At 71.2% G+C, this 19,540-nt stretch carries 17 protein-coding genes and 1 rRNA gene; 7 read left to right on the forward strand and 11 right to left on the reverse strand.

Going from position 1 to position 19,540, the window contains the following annotated elements; genetic code table 11:
* Positions 1 to 60 precede the first annotated feature (60 nt).
* Positions 61 to 2,178 carry an ATP-dependent DNA helicase UvrD2 gene (locus ACZ6SD_RS17050; protein ID WP_465317887.1) on the reverse strand — a complete coding sequence of 706 codons (2,118 nt, stop codon included), beginning with the start codon at positions 2,176 to 2,178 and terminating at the stop codon, positions 61 to 63.
* Positions 2,179 to 2,231: 53 nt separating this feature from the next.
* Between ACZ6SD_RS17050 and ACZ6SD_RS17055 the strand changes: the two genes are divergently transcribed.
* From ACZ6SD_RS17055 to ACZ6SD_RS17065, 3 genes are all read left to right on the forward strand, one after another.
* Entirely contained in the window at positions 2,232 to 2,960 is a 729-nt protein-coding gene (locus ACZ6SD_RS17055; RefSeq protein ID WP_465317888.1) for a DUF4191 domain-containing protein, read from the forward strand.
* 63 nt (positions 2,961 to 3,023) lie between these two features.
* Positions 3,024 to 3,611: a Uma2 family endonuclease gene (locus tag ACZ6SD_RS17060; RefSeq protein ID WP_465317907.1), complete on the forward strand. Its 588-nt coding sequence runs from the start codon at positions 3,024 to 3,026 to the stop codon at positions 3,609 to 3,611.
* Between the two features lie 41 nt (positions 3,612 to 3,652).
* Positions 3,653 to 4,414: a GNAT family N-acetyltransferase gene (locus ACZ6SD_RS17065; protein ID WP_465317889.1), complete on the forward strand. Its 762-nt coding sequence runs from the start codon at positions 3,653 to 3,655 to the stop codon at positions 4,412 to 4,414.
* Between the two features lie 32 nt (positions 4,415 to 4,446).
* Here the strand turns inward: ACZ6SD_RS17065 and ACZ6SD_RS17070 are convergent, their stop codons facing one another.
* Positions 4,447 to 4,929, reverse strand: coding sequence for an RDD family protein (locus tag ACZ6SD_RS17070; protein ID WP_465317890.1), 483 nt, complete (start codon positions 4,927 to 4,929; stop codon positions 4,447 to 4,449).
* Between the two features lie 236 nt (positions 4,930 to 5,165).
* On the opposite strand from ACZ6SD_RS17070, the gene glnA reads away from it, so the two are divergent.
* Positions 5,166 to 6,590, forward strand: a complete 1,425-nt coding sequence (gene glnA / locus ACZ6SD_RS17075; protein WP_465317891.1) for a type I glutamate--ammonia ligase — start codon at positions 5,166 to 5,168, stop codon at positions 6,588 to 6,590.
* Positions 6,591 to 6,691: 101 nt separating this feature from the next.
* Here glnA and ACZ6SD_RS17080 read toward each other — a convergent pair whose 3' ends face one another.
* A complete protein-coding gene (locus ACZ6SD_RS17080) occupies positions 6,692 to 7,870 on the reverse strand; it encodes a cytochrome P450 (RefSeq protein WP_465317892.1) in 1,179 nt (392 codons plus the stop codon).
* A gap of 4 nt (positions 7,871 to 7,874) precedes the next feature.
* Positions 7,875 to 9,248 (reverse strand): glutamate decarboxylase, encoded by a 1,374-nt coding sequence (locus ACZ6SD_RS17085; protein ID WP_465317893.1) that lies wholly within the window; start codon positions 9,246 to 9,248, stop codon positions 7,875 to 7,877.
* 298 nt (positions 9,249 to 9,546) lie between these two features.
* Here ACZ6SD_RS17085 and ACZ6SD_RS17090 point away from each other — a divergent pair, with 298 nt between their 5' ends.
* A complete protein-coding gene (locus ACZ6SD_RS17090) occupies positions 9,547 to 10,584 on the forward strand; it encodes a methyltransferase (protein ID WP_465317894.1) in 1,038 nt (345 codons plus the stop codon).
* A 10-nt stretch (positions 10,585 to 10,594) separates the two neighbouring features.
* Here the strand turns inward: ACZ6SD_RS17090 and ACZ6SD_RS17095 are convergent, their stop codons facing one another.
* Entirely contained in the window at positions 10,595 to 11,317 is a 723-nt protein-coding gene (locus tag ACZ6SD_RS17095; RefSeq protein WP_465317895.1) for an alpha/beta fold hydrolase, read from the reverse strand.
* Positions 11,318 to 11,553: 236 nt separating this feature from the next.
* Here ACZ6SD_RS17095 and ACZ6SD_RS17100 point away from each other — a divergent pair, with 236 nt between their 5' ends.
* Complete coding sequence (locus tag ACZ6SD_RS17100) at positions 11,554 to 12,636, forward strand: DUF1611 domain-containing protein (protein ID WP_465317896.1); 1,083 nt, start codon at positions 11,554 to 11,556, stop codon at positions 12,634 to 12,636.
* A gap of 92 nt (positions 12,637 to 12,728) precedes the next feature.
* Complete coding sequence (locus tag ACZ6SD_RS17105) at positions 12,729 to 13,568, forward strand: SAM-dependent methyltransferase (RefSeq protein ID WP_465317897.1); 840 nt, start codon at positions 12,729 to 12,731, stop codon at positions 13,566 to 13,568.
* Here ACZ6SD_RS17105 and ACZ6SD_RS17110 read toward each other — a convergent pair.
* The 6 genes from ACZ6SD_RS17110 to rrf all read right to left on the reverse strand — a co-directional run.
* Positions 13,554 to 14,144, reverse strand: a complete 591-nt coding sequence (locus ACZ6SD_RS17110; protein WP_465317898.1) for a TetR/AcrR family transcriptional regulator — start codon at positions 14,142 to 14,144, stop codon at positions 13,554 to 13,556. The genes ACZ6SD_RS17105 and ACZ6SD_RS17110 overlap by 15 nt on opposite strands.
* A 40-nt stretch (positions 14,145 to 14,184) precedes the next feature.
* Positions 14,185 to 14,610: an acyl-CoA thioesterase gene (locus tag ACZ6SD_RS17115; protein WP_465317899.1), complete on the reverse strand. Its 426-nt coding sequence runs from the start codon at positions 14,608 to 14,610 to the stop codon at positions 14,185 to 14,187.
* 92 nt (positions 14,611 to 14,702) lie between these two features.
* Positions 14,703 to 17,699: a bifunctional [glutamine synthetase] adenylyltransferase/[glutamine synthetase]-adenylyl-L-tyrosine phosphorylase gene (locus ACZ6SD_RS17120; protein ID WP_465317900.1), complete on the reverse strand. Its 2,997-nt coding sequence runs from the start codon at positions 17,697 to 17,699 to the stop codon at positions 14,703 to 14,705.
* A 1-nt stretch (position 17,700) separates the two neighbouring features.
* Positions 17,701 to 18,456 (reverse strand): type 1 glutamine amidotransferase, encoded by a 756-nt coding sequence (locus ACZ6SD_RS17125; protein WP_465317901.1) that lies wholly within the window; start codon positions 18,454 to 18,456, stop codon positions 17,701 to 17,703.
* On the reverse strand, positions 18,453 to 19,310 hold the full coding sequence (locus tag ACZ6SD_RS17130; protein ID WP_465317902.1) for a GNAT family N-acetyltransferase: 858 nt from the start codon (positions 19,308 to 19,310) through the stop codon (positions 18,453 to 18,455). The genes ACZ6SD_RS17125 and ACZ6SD_RS17130 overlap by 4 nt, the downstream gene beginning before the upstream one ends.
* 142 nt (positions 19,311 to 19,452) lie before the next feature.
* Positions 19,453 to 19,540: ribosomal RNA gene (gene rrf, locus ACZ6SD_RS17135) — 5S ribosomal RNA — on the reverse strand; the annotation flags it as partial.

A 19,540-nucleotide genomic window follows, 5' to 3' on the forward strand; every position in this document is an offset into this window, starting at 1 on the left:
AGGTTATTGGCCTCCGCCGAGGCCGTGCAACCGATTTTCCAGAACTTCCGGTGACCCCAGTCACACACCACTCGAACGGGTGGCCGCGTCGATGAGCGACAGGACTTCGGAGCCGAATTTGTCCAGTTTGGCCGCCCCGATGCCGGGGATCGCCACGAGCGCGGCCCGATCGGCCGGACGTTGTTCGGCGATGGCCAGGAGTGTGGCGTCGGTGAAAATGACGTACGCGGGCACCTTGAGCGCCTTGGACCGCTCCATCCGCCACTCGCGCAGCCGGTCGAGCAGGCTCTGGTCCAGATCGGCCGGGCAGCCCTCGCAGCGGCCCAGCTTGGTGGGCATCGTGCCGATCAGCTTGTCGCCGCAGACCCGGCAGTACCGGACCGGCGTCATCGCGCGGCCCATGACGGGCCGGGTGTCGCGCTGCCGCGTCGCCGCTATCCGCGCGGTCGGATGGTTCTCCGGGATCAGGCCGTAGAGGAACCGGCTGCGCCTGCGGTAGCGCTTACCGCCCTCGGTGCGCGACAGCGCCCAGGACAACGCCAGGTGTTCGCGCGCGCGGGTGACGCCGACGTAGAGCAGGCGGCGCTCCTCCTCGATGGCGGCGTCGTCGCCATCGGCGTGCTGGATCGGCACCGTGCCGTCCACCAGGCCGACGAGGAACACCGCGTCCCACTCCAGGCCCTTCGCCGCGTGCAGCGAGGCCAGGGTGACGCCCTCGACGGTGGGCGGGTGCTGCGCCTGCGCACGCATCTCCAACTCGTTGGCGTAGCGGGGTAGGTCTGCCTGTGCGTCGGTAGCCACCAGTTCCTCGGCCAACTCCACCAAGGCGAGCAGGGATTCCCACCGCTCGCGGGCCTTGCCGCCCGACGGCGGTTCCGCGGTCAGGCCGAACGGCGCCAGCAGATCGCGCACGACAGCGGGCAGCTCCCCCTCGGGCGGGTCGCCGCACGCCTTCCGCAGCGCGGCCATGGCCTGGCGCACCTCTTGGCGGGCGAAGAAGCGCTCGCCTCCGCGAACCAGGTAAGGGATGTCCACCTCGGCCAACGCCTGCTCGTAGACCTCGGACTGCGCGTTGACCCGGTAGAGCACCGCGATCTCGCTGAGCGCGGTGCCCGCGTCGACCAGGTCCTTGATCCGCGCGGCGACCGCCTTGGCCTCGGTCGGCTCGTCGTCGTGCTCGGCGTAGGTGGGCTCCGGGCCGTTCGGGCGCTGGCCGATGAGCCGCAGCCGCGAGCCTGCCGGGCGGTCGCGCGCGGCGGAGATGACCCGGTTGGCCAGCGACACGACCTGCGGCGTCGACCGGTAGTCGCGCTCAAGGCGGACGACGGTGGCCTCCGGGAAGCGGCGGGTGAAGTCGAGCAGCGGCCGCGGGGAGGCGCCCGCGAAGGAATAGATGGTCTGGTTCGCGTCGCCGACCACGGTCAGGTCGTCGCGGCGGCCCAGCCAGGCGTCGAGCACGCGCTGCTGCAACGGGGTGACGTCCTGGTACTCGTCCACCACGAAACAGCGGTAGCGGTCCCGGAACTCTTCCGCGACCGCGGAGTGCTCCTCCAACGCCGCGGCGGTATGCAACAAGAGGTCGTCGAAGTCGAGTTGCCGTGCGGCGTTCTTAGCCGTCTCGTAGGCCGCATAGACCTTGGCTACCTGCTCGGCGGCTACCGGCGTCTCCCGCCGGGCGCGCGCGACGGCGGCCGGATAGTCCTCCGGGGCCACCAGCGACGCCTTGGCCCACTCGATCTCACTCGCCAGGTCGCGCAGCGTCTCCCGCTCGGTGCCCACCCCCGCGCGGTGCGCGGCCTGCCCGACCAGCCGCAGCTTGCCGTCAAGCAGGTCCCACTGGTGGTCGCCGACCACCCTCGGCCAGAAATAGCGAAGCTGGCGCAGGGCGGCGGCGTGGAACGTGCGGGCCTGCGCGCCGTGCACGTCCAGCGCGCGCAACCGGGTCCGCATCTCCCCCGCCGCGCGCGCGGTGAACGTGACCGCGAGGACCTGGCCAGCGGAAACGTGACCGGCGTGGATCAGGTGCGCGATCCGGCGGACGATCGTGCGGGTCTTGCCGGTGCCCGCGCCCGCGAGCACGCAGACCGGCCCCCGGGGCGCGGTGACGGCGGCGAGTTGCTCCGGGTCGAGCCCGGCCAGCAGGTCCGTGGGTCCGCGTTCGCCAGCCATGGGGTGCATCCTGACAGAGCGCGCCCGCCTGCCGGGGGACCCCGCCCCGTATCCTGGTGGTTATGGCTGACAAGCAGGACAAAGCGGCCGCCAAGGAAGCCAAGAAGGCGCGCAAAGCAGCGTCGAAGGCCAAGCGCGGGCAGATCTTCCAGGCGTTCAACATGCAGCGCAAGGAAGACAAGGCACTGATCCCCTGGATGCTCGGCGCCCTGCTGGTGGTCACCGGCGTGGTGTTCGGCATCGGCCTGCTGCTGGGCATCGAGTGGTTCGTGCTGCCCGTCGGCATCGCGTTCGGCCTGCTCGCGGCCGTGATCATCTTCGGGCGGCGGGTGCAGAAGAACGTCTACACCAAGGCCGACGGCCAGCCCGGCGCCGCGGCGTGGGCGCTGGAGAACCTGCGCGGCCGCTGGCGCGTCACCCCCAGCGTCGCGGGCACCACCCAGCTCGACGCGGTGCACCGGGTCATCGGCCGCCCCGGCGTCATCCTGGTCGCCGAGGGCGCCCCGCACCGGGTGAAGACCCTGCTGGCCCAGGAGAAGAAGCGCACCGCCCGGGTCATCGGCGAGACCCCGATCTACGACATCGTCGTCGGCCACGACGACGGCCAGGTGGAACTGCGCCACCTGCAGCGGCACCTGATGAAGCTGCCCAACAACCTCCGCCCCGCCCAGATCGACGTGGTCGAGAAGCGCCTGGCCGCCCTCGCCTCCCGCGGCGCCGCCCTCCCCAAGGGCCCGATGCCCCAGGGAGCCAAGATGCGCAGCGTGCAGCGAACCATGCGGCGGCGTTAGGCCATTTGTCGTACCCCTCTGGCAGCCTGTTCGGCAGAAGGTGAGGAGAAGCCCGTGACCGCGATGCCCCTGCGTCAGAACGAGTCGAGTGCCCCCACACATCTGCTGACCATTGAGGAGTACGCCGCGCTCGGTGAGACCGAGACGGGGTACACGGAGCTGCTAGAGGGCCGCCTGTTGATGTCGCCAAGTCCCACCCCGGAGCACCAGAAGGCCATGATGGTGCTGGGTTACCAACTGTTCGACCAACTGCCCGATCACCTTGACCTGATCGCCGACGTGGACGTGGACCTCGGTCTTGGCCCGGCGGATGGCCCCGGTTTCAGCAGGCGGCCGGACCTCGTCGTGGTCGAGAAGAGCGAGGTGGCGCGCCGCAAGGCCGAAGGGGGGATTCTCCGGGCCACCGGTGTGCTGGTCGTGGTCGAGATCGTGTCGCCGGGGTCGCGGCGAACCGACCGGGTGAGCAAGCACGGCGAGTACGCCGACGCCGGGATTCCGCACTACTGGCTGCTCGACACCGAAGACCCGGTGTCGTTGGTCGCCGCCCACTTGGCCGAGGAGTTCGGGTACCAGAACGGGGACGAGGTGACCGGCGCCTTCACCACCGACGTCCCGTTCCCGGTCACCATCGACCTCGACGCCCTCCAATAATTCGCGGGCGAGCCAGGCCAGGCCGCGGTTACCGTCCTCCGGTGTCAGAAGCAGACCGTATCGCCGCCGCGCAGTTGGCGGGGCTCAGCCGCGACCATGACGTCATTCCCGCTGGCCCGTTCACCGGCCTGCTCCTGGCAGGCGGCCCCGGGCACAGCTCCTACGCGGTGGCCACGCACCCGGGCGAGCCGATCAGGGACGCCGACGAGGTGGCCCGGAGCCTGGCGATCCTGCGCGCCGCCTTCCCGCCTGGCGGTCTGCGGTTCGAGTTGATCGAGCAGGCCTGCCCTGGCGCCGCCGAGACGCTGGCCGCCGCGGGCCTGACCGTGACGATGCGGATTCCACTGCTCGTCCTCGCCCCCGCCGACCTGCTGCTCCCCCAGCCCCTCGACAACGTGGTGGTCGAGGTCGTGCGGACAACCGCCGACCTGGCCGCCTGCGCCGAGGTGGCCCGCGCCGCGTTCGGCGCGCCCCCGGGCGACCCGCCCACCACCCCGCCACCCGCCCCGGAGAACGGCGGCTCCGTCCTGGCCACCCTCCACGGCGAGCCAGTGGCGGTCGCCTACTGGACCGCGGTGGCGCACGGCGTCACCGAGATCGCGGGCGTCGCCACCGCGGAGAACCATCGCCGCAAGGGCCTCGGAGCCCTGGTCACCGCAGCGGCCGTCCGCACGGCGGCCGAGTTGGCCGAGGTCCGCCTGGCCTGGCTGACCCCCGGCAGCGAGGACGCCGACCGCGTCTACCGCCAAGTCGGGTTCGTCCCCACCGCCACCGCCGTGCACCTGGCGGACACCAAGCCCTAGCGCGCCCAGTCCCGACAACCAGGGCAGTACGCCTAGCGCGTGCGCAGGACGATGGTTCCGACCGCTTTGTCGTGCAGGCCACGGCCGTCCCGATCGGTGATCGCCGCGGGGACGACCAGAGCGACGAGCACCGACCGGGGGATCGCCCGGATGGGGCCCACCAGTGGCGCTCCGTCCATCCGGGCCACCCGCAATCCCAGCAGCGCCTTGCCCGGTGTGAAGCCCGCCAACGCGACCCCCGCCACACTGATGACGAACCAGGTCAGCAGCGACCAGTAGTTGAAGGTGCGCATGACCGCCGGGTCGGTGAAGTCGGGGCGGAAGAACACCGAGGTCACCAGCGAGGCCAGCACCAGGTCGATGACCAGCGCGCCGAGCCGGATGCCGGTGGACGCGACCGATCTGGGCCCGCGTTCGGGCAGGCCGAGGCGTTCGCCGCGCCAGCGCTGTTGGCCGTCGGCGGGCTCAAGGGCCGCGCCGGGCCCGGACAACCAGGTTCCGGTCCATCTGCTCACCCCACCAGCGTAGGGCGGCGTCACCGTGCCGAGTGGGCCTGGCATGCTTCGAGGTGCACTAACAGGTCTCGTTAACACCCGTGAAACATGGGGGTGATTGACGGGCAACACCACACTCTTAGCGTCATCACGCAGAGCGGGCACGGCCATGCCGCCGTGATCGCCGGCAGGAACGGCTGCCCGCTCGCGCGGTGGGCCGGTCGCGGCCGGCAGAGTAGACGAAGGAGTCAACAAGCGTGTTCAACTCTTCCGACGAGGTCCTGCGCTTCATCGCCGACGAGGGCGTGAAGTTCGTGGACGTCCGGTTCTGCGACCTTCCGGGCGTCATGCAGCACTTCACCCTCCCCGCGAGCGCGTTCGACGAGGATGCCTTCAACGAGGGCCTCGCCTTCGACGGGTCGTCGGTTCGCGGTTTCCAGTCGATCCACGAGTCGGACATGCTGCTGCTGCCCGACCCGTACACCGCGCGGATCGACCCGTTCCGCATCGAGAAGACGTTGATCGTCAACTTCTTCGTGCACGACCCGTTCACCCGCGAGGCCTACACCCGTGACCCGCGCAACATCGCGCGCAAGGCGGAGCTCTACATCGCCGAGTCCGGCATCGCCGACGCCGCGTACTTCGGTCCCGAGGCCGAGTTCTACATCTTCGACTCGATCCGCTTCGACTACACCGAGAACGGCTCGTTCCACGAGATCGACTCGGTCGAGGGCTGGTGGAACACCGGGGCGCACGAGGACGGCAACAACAAGGGCTACAAGACCCGCTTCAAGGGCGGCTACTTCCCGGTCCCGCCGGTCGACCACTTCGCCGACCTGCGCGACCAGATGGTGCTGAACATGCAGAGCGCGGGCTTCACCGTCGAGCGCGCGCACCACGAGGTCGGCACCGCGGGCCAGACCGAGATCAACTACCGGTTCAACACGCTGCTGCACGCCGCGGACGACCTGCAGCTGTTCAAGTACATCGTGAAGAACACCGCATGGCAGGCGGACAAGTCGGCCACCTTCATGCCCAAGCCCCTCTTCGGCGACAACGGCTCCGGCATGCACGTGCACTCGTCGCTGTGGAAGGACGGCACGCCGCTGTTCCACGACGAGTCCGGCTACGCGGGCCTGTCCGACACCGCGCGCCACTACATCGGCGGCCTGCTCAAGCACGCCCCGTCGCTGCTGGCGTTCACCAACCCGACGGTGAACTCCTACCACCGACTGGTGCCCGGCTACGAGGCCCCGGTCAGCCTGGTCTACTCCCAGCGCAACCGCTCCGCCTGCGTGCGCATCCCGATCACCGGCAACAACGCCAAGGCCAAGCGCGTCGAGTTCCGCTGCCCCGACTCCTCGGGCAACCCGTACCTGGCCTTCGCCGCGCTCGTGATGGCCGGTCTGGACGGCGTGAAGAACAAGATCGAGCCCCCGGCCCCGATCGACAAGGACCTCTACGAGCTTCCCCCGGAGGAGGCCAAGCAGGTCGCGCAGGTCCCGGCCTCGCTCAGCGAGGTCCTCGACGCCCTTGAGGCCGACCACGACTACCTCCTCGAAGGCGGCGTGTTCACCCCGGACGTCATCGAGACCTGGGTCGCCTTCAAGCGCGAGCACGAGATCGACCCGCTGCGCCTGCGCCCGCACCCGTACGAGTTCGGCCTGTACTACGACGTGTGATGCGACACCAGGTCTGACCTGGTAAAGCGCCTACGTTCAGCACGAACGGCCGGTTCCGCCACCCGCGCGGAACCGGCCGTTCGTCACGTTGGCCTGCCCGGTCAGGACGCCCGCCGCGCCGTCACGTCCCACACGGCAGTGAGGGGACCCGGCAGTCGCAACTTCCAGCCGTGTGGCGCCGCCCGCCAGCCCGGGGCGGGACGCACGTCGGGTAGCCGGTCGAACAGCACGTCCAGGGCGGTGCGGGCCACGGCGGTGACCAGCGGGTGCGCCGGGCAGTGGTGGGGTCCGGCGCCGAACCCGAGGTGCAGGCGGACGTCGCGGCGCAGGTCGAAGCGGTCTGGGGTGGTGAACGCTGTCTCGTCGCGGTTGGCTGAGGCGATGGCGGCGGCGATCATGCTGTCCGCTGGGATATCCCGGCCGCCCAGGGTCACGGTCTGGGTCGCGCGCCTGCCGAGGACGCCGACCGGGGCGCTCCAGCGCAGCGCCTCGTACACCGCGACGCCCAGCAGCGACCGGTCGGCGCGGACCTCGGCGAACTGCTCGGGCGCCGCCCACAGCGCCGCCAGGGTCCAGCCCGCGAGCCAGCCGGGCTCAAGCGTGCTCAGCGCGAGGTGCTTGAGCACCGGCAGCACGTCCGCCTCCGGTCGCGGGTCGCCGCGGTGGCGGTTGGCGTGCAGTAGGTGGGAGATGCCCGACCCGTCCGGCTGCCCGCGCAGCCGCTCGACGACCGAGGTCACGGCCGTGTCCTTGGCCAGCGCCGCGGCCGCGGTCGAGTGCACCGCCGGGTCGCGTCCGAAGTCGTTCGCCACCCGCGTCAGCGCCTCTCCCCAGCGGCGCATGGTGTCCGCGCCGCCGGGGTCCAGCCCGAACAGCCTGGTCACGGCGGTCACCGCGACCGGCTCGAAGTAGTCCTCGGCCAGGTCGGCCCGGCCGGACGGGAACACCTCGTCGGCGACCTGGTGCGCGACCGGCCGGACGACGGTGTCCACGTGGTCGGTCACCCGGTGGGCGGCGTAGTCGTGCTGGAACGCCTCCCGCACGTCCTGGTGCGACTCGCCCTCCCGCAGCAGCATCGGCGCGCCGCCGCACAGGCCGAGCAGCGGCGATCCGGGCTGGTCGGTGGTGAACCGCGCCGTGTCGGTCAGGACCGTGCGCACGTCGTCCCAGCCGGTGACCAGCCACTGGCGGGCCTCCGGCACCCAGGTGACCGGCTCGTCCCGGCGCAGCCGCGCGTAGGCCGGGTACGGGTCGGCCTCCAGTTCCGCGATCGTGACCACCGCGTCAGTCCGTGTAGGTCAGCGCGGTCGCCACGTCGGGCAGCGGGAACGGGTGCTTGGTCAGCCGCTCGGTGTGCTTGGCGAGGCTTTCGAGGAACTTCGCCGCCAGGTCGAGGGTGAACCCCTGCCTGCACACGACGCGAATCACGTGCACGTGCTCCAGGTTCGGCGGCAGGCTGTACGCGGGCACGTGCCAGCCGTCGCTCTTGAGCGCCTCCGACAGGTGGTACACCGTGAAGCCGACGTCTTCCGGGTCGTGCAGACGGAAGGCGACCACCGGCAGGTCCTCGCCGTCGCTGAGGACGTCGTAGGGCCCGATGGCCGCGATGCCCTTCGCGACTTGCCGCGCCACCTCTTGGCACCGCTGCGCGATCAGTTGGAAGCCCGCGAGCCCGTTGCGCAGGAACTGGTAGTACTGGGCGATGACGCCGGAGGCGGGCCGGGAGAAGTTCAGCGTGAACGTGGGGTGGTGGCCGCCGAGCACGTTGCAGTCGAAGACGAGCGACTTCGGCAGGTACTCGGGATCACGCCACAGGCACCATCCGGACCCCGGGTAGACGAGGCCGAACTTGTGCCCGGACGCGTTGATCGACACTACCCGGGGCAGCGCGAAGTCCCAGGCGAAGTCCAGGTCGAGGAACGGCGCGACGAACCCGCCGCTCGCCGCGTCAACGTGCAGCGGCACATCGATGCCCCGGTCGGCGGCGACGGCGTCGAGGGCGGCGGCGATCTCCGCGACCGGGTCGTAGCGCCCGTCCTGGGTGCTGCCGAGCACCGCGACGACGCCGATCGTGTTCTCGTCTACCGCCTCGGCGGTAAGCGCGGGGTCGAGAATCGTGCGCCCCTCAGCGAGCGGCACCATCCGCGCCTCCACGTCCCAGAAATTGCAGAACTTCGGCCAGCAGACGTGGACGTGGGAGCCGAACACCATATTGGGCTTGCCCGTTCCGCCCTGTTCCCGCCAGCGGCGCAGCATGGCCAGCCCGGCCAGCATGGCGGCCTCCGAACTGCCGCTCGTGGAGCAGCCGATGAACCGGCCGTCGTCCTCGTGCCACAGATTCGCCAGAGCGTTGATGCACTCCTGCTCGATATCGGAACTCGCCGGGTACTCCTCGCGGTTCATGAGGTTGATCGACGCGGTGTCCGCGTAGATCCGTTCCAGCTCCGGCTCGGCGACGGTCGTGCAGAACGTGGCGAGGTTGAGCGCCGCCCGGCCGTCGAGCAGCAGCCGGGAATGCACGATGCCCGCCGCGACGCCCGCTGGCATCGGATTCTCCGCGAGTCTGCCTTTGGGGATGACGTCCTCGTCGATCCGCTGCGCGAAGACGGGGGCGATCTGCAAATCTTGCTCATCGGTGATCACACGCTGCAGGCTCATGGCGACCTCTTGGGCTCGTCGGGGATTCGCGGAACAACAAAAGCCATCATTATGTTTAGCGCAGTTATTACGCACTATCGAGTGAACACCGCTGCTCTTTTCGCACAAGAGCACCCGGCGCCACGTCGCCCAACGGTTAATAATCCGCGCACCGAAACCACGACTTCGCACAGCCGAGTGAATCGCGACTCTTTCGGAGGAACTCAGTCGACAACCAGACGGCACCACCCGGGCCCGTACTTGACAACGGTTGTCGTTACGGTATGACGGTAGGTAGGACGACAACAGGGGGTAGATCGTGACGGGACCAGACATGGCCGCGGCCAGGGGCACAGTGGCCCAGTTGGTGTTCGGGCACATGGCCGCGCAGGTGGTGGCCACGGCCGTTCGGCTCGGGGTGGCGGACCTGATCGGGGACGGCGGGCTGACCGCGGCGGACGTGGCCCGCGAGTGCGGAACCGACAGCCAGGCGACCCGCCGGTTGCTGCGGGCGCTGGCCGCGCTGAACCTGCTGGCCGAGGACCAGTCCGGCGCGTTCGCGCTGACGCCTGCCGGCTCGCTGCTGCGCGTCGACCGGCCGGATTCGCTCGCCTCGTTCGTCCGGATGTTCGCCGACCCCGCGATGCTGCGCGCCTGGGAGCACCTGGGCGACAGCGTGCGCACGGGGCAGCCGTCCTTCGCCGATGTCTTCGGCGTCGACTTCTTCGGCTACCTCAAGGACAACCCCGAGCTGTCCGCCCAGTTCAACGCCGCGATGAGCCAGGGCACCCGGGCGAGCGCCGCCGTGCTGCCGTCGCATTACGACTTCGGCCGGTTCGGCACCGTCGTGGACGTCGGCGGCGGTGACGGGACCCTGCTCGCCGCGATCCTGCGGGAGCACCCGGCGGTGCGCGGCATCCTCTTCGACACCGCCGAAGGGCTCAGCCAAGCCGAGCAGACCCTGGGGCGCCACGGCGTCGCCGACCGCTGTCGCGTCGAGACCGGTGACTTCTTCGCCTCCGTGCCGGAAGGGGGAGACCTGTACCTGCTCAAGAGCGTCATCCACGACTGGGACGACGACCGCGCGACCACCATCCTGCGCCACTGCCGGGCCGCGATGCCCGACCACGGCCGCCTCCTGATCGTCGAGCCGGTGTTTCCCGCCGTGGTGGACGGCTCGACCTCCCCGATCATGTACCTGAGCGACCTGAACATGCTCGTGAACCTCGGCGGGCGCGAACGCGACCGGGCGGACTTCGCGGACCTCTGCGCGCGGGCTGGCTTCACCCTGACCGGGGTCGCCGCCCTGCCGCCGCCGCACCCGTTCTCGCTGATCGAGGCGACTCCGACCGTGTGACCGCGCGGCGTCAGTCCCGACCTGCCTCGATGACCTTCCGGGCGGTGGCCGCGGGGTCGGTGACCAGCACCTCGTGGCCGCCGGGCATCCCGACGAGCCGGAAGACGCCCAGCCGGTTGGACAGCCGGGGGTGGCGGCCCCATTCGCCCTGGGTGATGTCGTTGTCCTCGTACGGGGCGAGGTAGCTGAACGCCGGGGGGACGTTCTCCCAGCCGGTCATGTCCGCCGGGTCGGTGAGGGCGCGGTACGGCTGGGGCCGCAGCCTGCGGTAGACGTCGAGGGCGTGTTCGGCGGTGCCGTCGTTGAAGAACCCGTCCCGCCACACCGGGAACGGCAGGACGACCGAGCCGTCGCCGCGCTCGGCCGCGCTGGCCCGCAGGGCGGCGCGCAGGTGCGGGGGCAGCTCGTCGACCAGGGCCTTGCCGTGCTCGGGGACGAACGCGGCGAAGAACACCAGCCGCCGCACCCGGTCGGGCAGGTCGATGGCGACCCGGGAGATCAGGTAGCCGCCCCAGCTGTGTCCGACGAGGACGTAGTCGCGCAGGTCGCGCCGCCGGATGTAGTCGGCGATCGGGGCGGCGGCCGCGCGCAGGTCGACGTCCTTGTCGTCGTCGGGTCCGAGCCCGCCCGCGGTCGGGGTGTGGACCTCGTGCCCGGCCGCCTCCAGGTGCCCGCGGACCGGGTCCCACAGTTCGCCGTAGTGCCATGCCCCGTGGACCAGCACGAATCTCATGGGCGCCTCCGCGATCGATATTCCCCGAACGGGAGACCTCCGCCTAGGGGCGTCACCGAGGCGGCGGAAGCCCACAACCCCTCACCACGGCCGCTCTCCGCGTTACGGAAGTGTTTCCCGAACCGCTACCCGCGGTGGGATTCCCCGCACCGAGCGCGAAGCCATACGCTCCCGCGCAGCACGTCCGCGCGGGCTCGTTCGGACGGTCTTTCCGCGCTGACGACGAGGAATCCGCCATGTCCGCTGCCCTTGAACCCGCCCGCGTCGACCGCCTCAAGGTCGCCTACTCGGTGCGCAATCTCGACCTCGGCACCCCGCTGAGCCTCGTCCACCACAGCGACCACCAGCCCCGGCACGGCGACCTCGTGCTGGCCGAGGTGACCAAGGTCGGCTACCACGAGGTGATCGAGCTGACCGACGGCCGCAAGGCGAAGCTCTACCTCGGCGACGACCTGCTGGTCGCCTACGGCGCCCGCTACGCCCCCGACCACTTCGAGGCGGAGCTGCCCGACGATCTCGGCGCGTGCGACCTGGTCGCCGCCGGTGGCGTGCTGGGCAAGGTGCGCAGCCGCAACGCCGCGGTCAGCGCGCCGACGACGGTCCGCCCGCTCGGCCTGGTCGGCGACAGCGCGGGCCGGGTGCTCAACGTGTCCGACCTGGCGTTGGGCGCGCCGCTTGCCGCGCTGCGCAAGCCGCCCACGTTCGTCGTGGTCGGCACGTCGATGAACTCGGGCAAGACCACGACCGTCGCGTCCCTGGTGCACGGCCTGGCCCGCGCGGGCCTGCGGGTGGGCGCGGCCAAGCTGACCGGCACCGCGGCGGGCGGCGACCCGTGGCTGTTCCGCGACTCGGGCGCGGTGGTCGCCCTGGACTTCACCGACGCGGGCATGGCCACCACGTTCCGCATCCCGCTGGAGCGGCTGGTGGCGAGTTCGGTGCTGCTGCACGGGCACCTGGCCGCCCGCGGCGTGGACGCGATCGTCCTGGAGATCGCCGACGGCCTGTTGCAGCCGGAGACCTCCCAGTTGCTCGACCGCCCGGAACTACGCCGCCTCACCGACGGCGTCCTCTTCGCCGCCGCGGACTCTTCCGGCGCCCTCTATGGCGTGCAGCGTCTCCGCGCGGCCGGTCAGCCGGTCCTCGCGGTGAGCGGCCTGCTTACCGCGTCGCCGTTGGCCGTTCGGGAGGCGCAGGCGGGCTTGGACGTGCCGGTCTACGGCCCACTCGACCTGCAATCCCCCGCCCTCGCTGGCGAACTGCTCCGCCGCGCCACCGCCGAGGCGACTGTCGAGCACGAGGTCGGCGAGGTCCTGGCCTGATCCCCGCGTAAACCGAACGTCAATTCCGTTTGACGTCGACCGCGATCGTCGGGAGACTAAAACAAAACGAACGTTCCTTTTAGGGGGTCACGGTGAGCGAGACGCTGAGCGGCATCGGCTGGACGGCGCTGGGCGTGGCCGCGCTGCGGGCCAGGGAGCACGAGCGGCCGGACCGGCTCTTCGAGGACCCCTACGCGCGCCGTGTCCTCGCCGCGGCCCCGGGTCGGTGGGACGCCGAGGCGGCGGGCGCGACGAGGTTCGCCACGCTGATGGCCGACCAGGTGGCCGTGCGGACCCGATTCCTCGACCAAGCCCTGCTCGACGCGGTCGCCAACGGCCGCGAGCAGGTCGTGCTGCTCGCGGCGGGCATGGACACCCGCCCGTACCGCCTGCGCTGGCCCGCGGAAACCCGGCTGTTCGAACTCGACTTCGCCGAGGTGTTCGACCTCAAGCGGACCGCGCTCACCGGCGCCGTCGCGGGCGGCGCGCACGTCGAGGTGCCGACCGACCTCCGCGAGAACTGGCCGGACGACCTGCGCGCCGCCGGTTTCGACCCGGCCGTGCCGACGGTCTGGCTAGCCGAGGGCATCTTGTACGCGCTACCCGCGCCCGCCGCCGACCTGCTCTTGACCCGGGTAAGCGACCTGTCCGCGCCGGATAGCGTTCTGGCGGCCGACCACGGCGAGGACTCCGCGCCACTGCGCGCGGCGCGGGCGGCGATCTCTCCGGAACTCGTCGGCCTCTGGCAGGGCGGCCCCGCCGATCCCGGCGCCTGGCTCGCCGACCACGGCTGGGAGCCGACCGTCCGCGACGTCGCCGAGGTCGCCGAGAGCTTCGGCCGCCCGGCGCCGCCCGCGTTCGACCCGGCCCGAGCCGACTCGGGACGCGGCTGGCTGATCACCGCCAGCTGGCGCGGGTCAACGAGCGGATAGCACCGCGGTCAGCCCGCTGTGGAAAACCCGCGCGTCAGCGCTGTCCAGCAGCGCGCGTTGGAACAGGAAAGCGGGACCGAGGGCGGTAAACGCGCGGGCGATGTCCTCGGCGGGCACGGAAGGATCGAGCGACCCCGCCTGCCTGCCGCGCTCGACCAGCCGGAGGAACTTGACGCGCACCTGCTCGTAGGCGTCGGTCAGCAGCGCGCGCAGCGCCGGGTCGCGCAGCGCTTCCGCCCACACCTGCACGGCCAGGCACGCGAAGTCCCGCCCGCCCTCCTGCCACTCCAGCACGTCGAACACGTGCTGGAGCACGTCGCCGGGCCGCGGCGCGGGGTCGGCGAGCACCGCGTCGAAGCCGGTGGTGATCTCGGCGAGCACCTCGGTCACGATGGCCTCGACCAGCTCGTCCTTGCTCGCGAAGTACCCGTACACCGCGCCTGCCGAGAGCCCCGACTCGGCGAAGATGTCCTGCATGGACGTGGCCTGGAAGCCCGAGCGGGTGAAGCACCGACGGGCGGCGGAGACGATCTGCCGCCTGCGGGCGTCCCGGTAGGGCTGGGTGACACGGGGCATCGGCCCAGTGTAGAGAACGCCTGTTCTGCTTGACCGGCGCTCAGGAGCGCAGCCGCGCCAGGTCGAACCCGTGCGCCTCCAGCACCGCCCTCGGGTCGGCCACCAGCTTGCGCTTGTCCAGGTCCATCACGCCGATCACGCAGGTGATCTCGGCGGAGACCGTGCCGTCGAGCTTGGTGACGACCGAGTCCGCGTTGAACGTCTTACCGGTCCCGAACTTGACGTCGCAGGTGACCTCGACCGTGTCCCCGGTCCGCAACTCGCGCCGGAAATTGATCGTCGACGACAGCAGCACCGGCGCCGTCCTGGCCGCCATCAGCCCGTCCCACGAGCAGCCAGCCGCGGCGAATCCCTCGACGCGGGCGATCTCGGCGTACTGGTGGTACACGGCCTGGTTGACGTGCCCAAGGCTGTCGAGTTCGTACGTGCGCACCGAGATGCGGGTGCTCCAGGGCTGGGCGCTCACTCGGCCACCTCAAGCTCGCTCATGGCCCGAGCCTATGTCCGCGCGCGACAGTCCCGCCCGCCCTCGTGACCAGTCCGACAGTCCCCACCTGGTCAGTCATAGAAGATGTGCTCCACGATCGCCCTGGCCCGGCGAGTGGTGCGCCGGTAAGCGTCCAGGAACTCGCCGGGGTCCGCGCTGGGCGGCTCCCGCAGCGCGCTGACCACCGCCGCCAGTTCCCGCCCGTGCGTGGGCACCTGGTCGGTCTGCTTACCGCGCACCAGGGTGGCGGCGTTGCGGACCCGGGTCACCAGCAGCCAGGCCTCGCGCAGCGCGCGGACGTCGTCGGGGTCGATCAGACCAGCCGCCGCCGCGTTCGCCAGAGCGTCCACAGTGGACGTCGTGCGCAGCGACGGGTAAGCGTGCGCGTGCCGCAGCTGCACCAGCTGGATCGTCCACTCGATGTCGGCGAGCCCGCCGCGGCCGAGCTTGGTGTGGGTGGTCGGGTCGGCCCCGCGCGGCAGCCGCTCGGTGTCGACGCGGGCCTTGATTCGGCGGATCTCGCGGATCTGCGTGGCGTCGAGACCGCCCTCGGGGTAGCGGATCGGGTCGATCAGCTCGATGAACCGGGCGCCCAGGTCCTCGTCGCCCGCCACCGGCCGCGCCCGCAGCAGCGCCTGGGTCTCCCAGACCTCGCCCCACTGCGCGTAGTACGCCCGGTAGGACTCCAGAGTCCGCACGATCGGCCCCTGCCGCCCTTCCGGCCGCAGGTCCACGTCGACCTGCAACGGCGGGTCCTGGCTGGGCGACCCGAGCAGCTTGCGCACGGTCTGCGCGACCCGGCTCGCGTACTTCACCGCGTCCGAATCGGACACGCCGGGCGCGGGCTCGCACACGAACATCACGTCGGCATCCGAGCCGTAGCCCAGTTCCGCGCCGCCGAGCCTGCCCATGCCGATCACCGCGACGGCCGCCTGCCGACCGCCCGCCGCCGCTGCCTCCGCCCGGTCGACCACGGCGATCGCGGCCTGCAACACCGCGCTCCACACGCTGGACAGCGCCGAGCACACCGACATGACGTCCATGAACCCCAACAGGTCCGCACACGCCACCCGCAGCAGCTCGTGCCTGCGCAGGGACCGCGCCGCGGTGACCGCGTTGCCGAGGTAGCCGTGCCGGTTCACCGCGTTGCGCAGCGACGTCGCGACCTCCGCCGGGTCGCGGACCGCCAGCTCCTTGGGCTCGGCCAGTAACCGCAGCACCTCCGGGGCGCGCACCACCAGGTCCGGGACCAGCTTCGATGTGCCCAGCAGCGTGGCCAGCCGCTCGGCGACCGCGCCCTCGTCGCGCAGCACCCGCAGATACCAGGGCGTGCCCGACAACGCCTCGGAAACCTTGCGGTAGGCCAGCAGCCCGCCGTCCGGGTCCGGCGTGTCGCCGAGCAGGTCGAGCAGCACCGGCAGTATCGCCGTCTGGATCGCCGCGCGCCGGGACACACCCTCGGTGAGCGCCTTGATGTGCTGCAGCGCGCCCTGCGGCGAGGTGTAGCCGAGCGCGGCGAGTCGGGCTTGAGCTTCCTGCGCGGTCAGCCGCAGCGCGTCGGTCGGCACCCGGGACACCGCTTCGAGCAGCGGCCGGTAGAACAGCTTCTCGTGCAGCCGCCGGATTCGGTTGCCGTGCCGCCGGAAGTCGGCTTGCAGCACCTGCGCCGCCGACCGGCCGCGTTCGGGCCCGATGCCGGTGGCGCGGGCGAGCCAGCGCAGGTCGGCGGTCTCGTTGTCGGCGGGGAACAGGTGCGTGCGGCGCAGCCGCTGCAACTGCAAGCGGTGTTCGAGGATGCGCAGGAACCGGTATGACTCGCCCAGCTCGGCCGCGTCGGTCCGCCCGACGTACCCGCCCGCGCCGAGCGCGGCCAGCGCGTCCACAGTGGACCCGAGGCGCAGCGACTCGTCCGTGCGGCCGTGCACCAGTTGCAGCAGCTGCACGGCGAACTCGACGTCGCGCAGCCCGCCCCGGCCCAGCTTGAGCTCGCGGTGCAGCAGCTCGGACGGCACGTGCTCCTCGACGCGCCTGCGCATCGCCTGCACCTCGGGGACGAAGTTCTCCCGGTCGGCGGCGTTCCACACCATGGGCCGCACCGTGTCCAGGTACGTCGCGCCCAGGTCGGCGTCGCCCGCGACGAACCGCGCCTTGAGCAGCGCCTGGAACTCCCAGGTCTTGGCCCACCGCTTGTAGTAGGCGCTGTGCCCGTCGATGGTGCGGACCAGCGCGCCGTTGCGGCCCTCGGGCCGCAGCCCGGCGTCGACCTCGAAACAGGCTTCGCTGGCGACCCGCATCATCGCGGTGGCGACCCGGGTGGCCAGCGAGCTGTCGCCCTCGCCAGCGAAGACGACGTCGACGTCGCTGACGTAGTTGAGCTCGTGGCCGCCGCACTTGCCCATCGCGATGACCGCCAGCCGCGCCCGCTCCTGGGCCGGGGCGGCGCCGTTCTCCTCCCAGGCCACCGCGAGCGCGGCGCGCAGCGCGGCCTCGGCCAAGTCGCTGAGCCTGCCCGCGATCACGTCGTAGGCGGCGGGCGCGAGCCCCGGCTCGACCACATGCCCGAGGTCGTCGGCGGCGATCTCCAGCAGCAGGCCGCGGTAGGCGAACTTGAGCGCCCGCACCGCTTCCGCGCCGCGCAGCGTGGCCACCGGCCCCTGCCCGCCGCCGTCGTGGGCGCCGACGGCCTCGTACAGGCTCGCGTTGTAGCCGTCGACGGGTGTGCCGTCGCCCGCGAGCCTGCGCCACTCGCCGCGGCGCGCGGCGAGGAAGTCCGACAGGGCGCTCGATCCGCCCAGCACGGCGACGAGCCTGCCGCGCAGCCGCCGGTCGGCCACCAGCGCGTCCCGCAACTCCGGCCAGGCGTCGAGGTCGGACTCGCGGATACGGTCGAGTCCGCGCAACGCCAGGTCGGGGTCGGGGCTGCGAGACAGGGCGGTGAGGATCACCTCGTACTCGGCTTGCGGGCCGACGTCGCCCCAGAGTCCAGCCGCCCGGAGCGCCTGCTCGGCCCGGCTCTCGGTCAGGCCGAACCGGGCAGCGGAGGAAATCGAACGCGCGGGATCGGCCACGTCAGATCATCGGCAGCTGTGGGCGGGCAGGATTCACGGCGGCGAGTTCCCCCCGCGCCAAGCGCACAAACCGGTCCACGAACGGCCGCCAGGTCTCCTCGACGTCCGCGTGCACCTCGTCCAGCCGCTCGCGGGTCAGCTCACCGGGCCGGGCGTGGGCGGCGGTGGCCGGGTTCGCCCGCGCCCAGTCCAGCACGATGTCGGTGGTGGTCTCGATGTGGAACTGGACGCCGTAGCCGACCCGCCCGATGCGGAACGCCTGGTTCGGGTAGCGGGTGGCCGAGGCGAGCAGGTCGGCGTTGACCGGGAGCCGGTGCACGGTGTCGCTGTGGAACCGCACGACGTCGGGCATCAGCGGCAGGTCGGCGAACAGCGGGTCGGCCCATCCCACGTCCCGCTTGGCGACCAGGCCGCCGCCGATCTCCGGCCCGTCCGGCCCAACGACCACTTCGCCGCCCATGGCGACCGCGAGAAGCTGCGCGCCAAGACCCACCGCGAGCAACGGCACGTTCCCGGTGACGCACGCGCTCAGGAACCGCCGCACGTCGACCAGCCACGGGTGTTCGAGGACGTCGTTCGCGCCCATCGGCCCGCCCAGGCACACCACCGCCGCGTAGTCGGTCGGCGCGGCGGGCAACGGCTCCCGGTCAGCGCGCACGAGGTCGAGGTCGGCGCCCGCGTCGGCCAGCCATTCCGCGAGCCGAGCGGGCGGGTCCGAGTCGGCAAGCTGCACCAGGAGGATGCGTACGGGCGTCACTCTTGGAGAGTATGCCGTTCACCGAACAAGGACTCCACAGCGTCGAACACCGGCCGGAACCCGATCCGCTGATAGATCGAGTTCGACACGGGGTTATCGAGGTCAGTGAACAGCAACACATCCCGCGCGCCGCGGTCGAGGGTCACCCGCGCCACCGCGGCCGTCACCGCGCTGGCGTACCCCCGACCCCGGTGCTCCTTCGGTGTATAGACGGGCCCGATCCGGGACATGCCGCACTCCGGCCGACTGCTGACCGCGAGGGACACGACCGTGTCCAGGTCGTCCAGCCAGAGCCCGACTCTCCGGTCGGTCTCGAAATATTGCCGAACCTGTTCCTCCCCGGGCGGCACAGTGAATCCGGGCGATACCTCGGCGCAGAACTCGTCCCACCACCGCCCCGCGAGCGGGACATCCGCCTCGGTGGCCAACCGGAACCGCCCCGCCGTGTGCGGGACCACCAACTCCCCGAGCCGGTAAAGCCGCTGCGCGCGCCTGCTGGTGACCACCAGGTCTGCCCGCTGCCGCCACCGGTCGGCGAACGGGTCGGTCACATCCGTGGGCCCCTGCACGGCCATGGGCCGAAGGTCGTGGCCCAGCAGGTAATCCACGAGCGTCTCATGGGTTTCGACCGGCAGTCCCGACACCGAGAAGGGCCACGTCTCGACCTTGAGGGCGGCGCCGACCAGCCGGTCGTCCTGGTGGACGGCGAGCAGGACGAGGTCGACCTCGGACTTCGCCGCCATGAGCTGGTTCACCACCGTCAGCGGCACGGTGTGCCGGACCGGATCGGCCTCGAACAGCGGACCCACGACTTCCCAGAAGTCAGGGACCGTGGCGTAGCGGGTCACCTTCATCCACTCATAGTGACGAGGCACTTAGACCCTGGCGACCGATTTTCCGCTGTGCCGCCCGCGGCCCCTCCGCGGAAGTCCTGAAACGCGGAACAGCCCCCGTTCCACCAGGAATCCTGGGGAACGAGGGCTGTGCGCAATGATTGTCCGGCGGCGTCCTACTCTCCCACACCCTCACGAGTGCAGTACCATCGGCGCTGGCAGGCTTAGCTTCCGGGTTCGGGATGGGACCG

Source organism: Actinokineospora sp. NPDC051303, from assembly GCF_055586285.1.

Coding starts and splice junctions, on each gene's coding strand:
- ACZ6SD_RS17095 (WP_465317895.1), bottom strand. CDS start 11,317: ATGAGATTCGTGCTGGTCCACGGGGCATGGCACTACGGCGAACTGTGG.
- ACZ6SD_RS17060 (WP_465317907.1), top strand. CDS start 3,024: ATGCCCCTGCGTCAGAACGAGTCGAGTGCCCCCACACATCTGCTGACC.
- ACZ6SD_RS17100 (WP_465317896.1), top strand. CDS start 11,554: ATGTCCGCTGCCCTTGAACCCGCCCGCGTCGACCGCCTCAAGGTCGCC.
- ACZ6SD_RS17050 (WP_465317887.1), bottom strand. CDS start 2,178: ATGCACCCCATGGCTGGCGAACGCGGACCCACGGACCTGCTGGCCGGG.
- ACZ6SD_RS17130 (WP_465317902.1), bottom strand. CDS start 19,310: ATGAAGGTGACCCGCTACGCCACGGTCCCTGACTTCTGGGAAGTCGTG.
- ACZ6SD_RS17085 (WP_465317893.1), bottom strand. CDS start 9,248: ATGAGCCTGCAGCGTGTGATCACCGATGAGCAAGATTTGCAGATCGCC.
- ACZ6SD_RS17110 (WP_465317898.1), bottom strand. CDS start 14,144: ATGCCCCGTGTCACCCAGCCCTACCGGGACGCCCGCAGGCGGCAGATC.
- ACZ6SD_RS17055 (WP_465317888.1), top strand. CDS start 2,232: ATGGCTGACAAGCAGGACAAAGCGGCCGCCAAGGAAGCCAAGAAGGCG.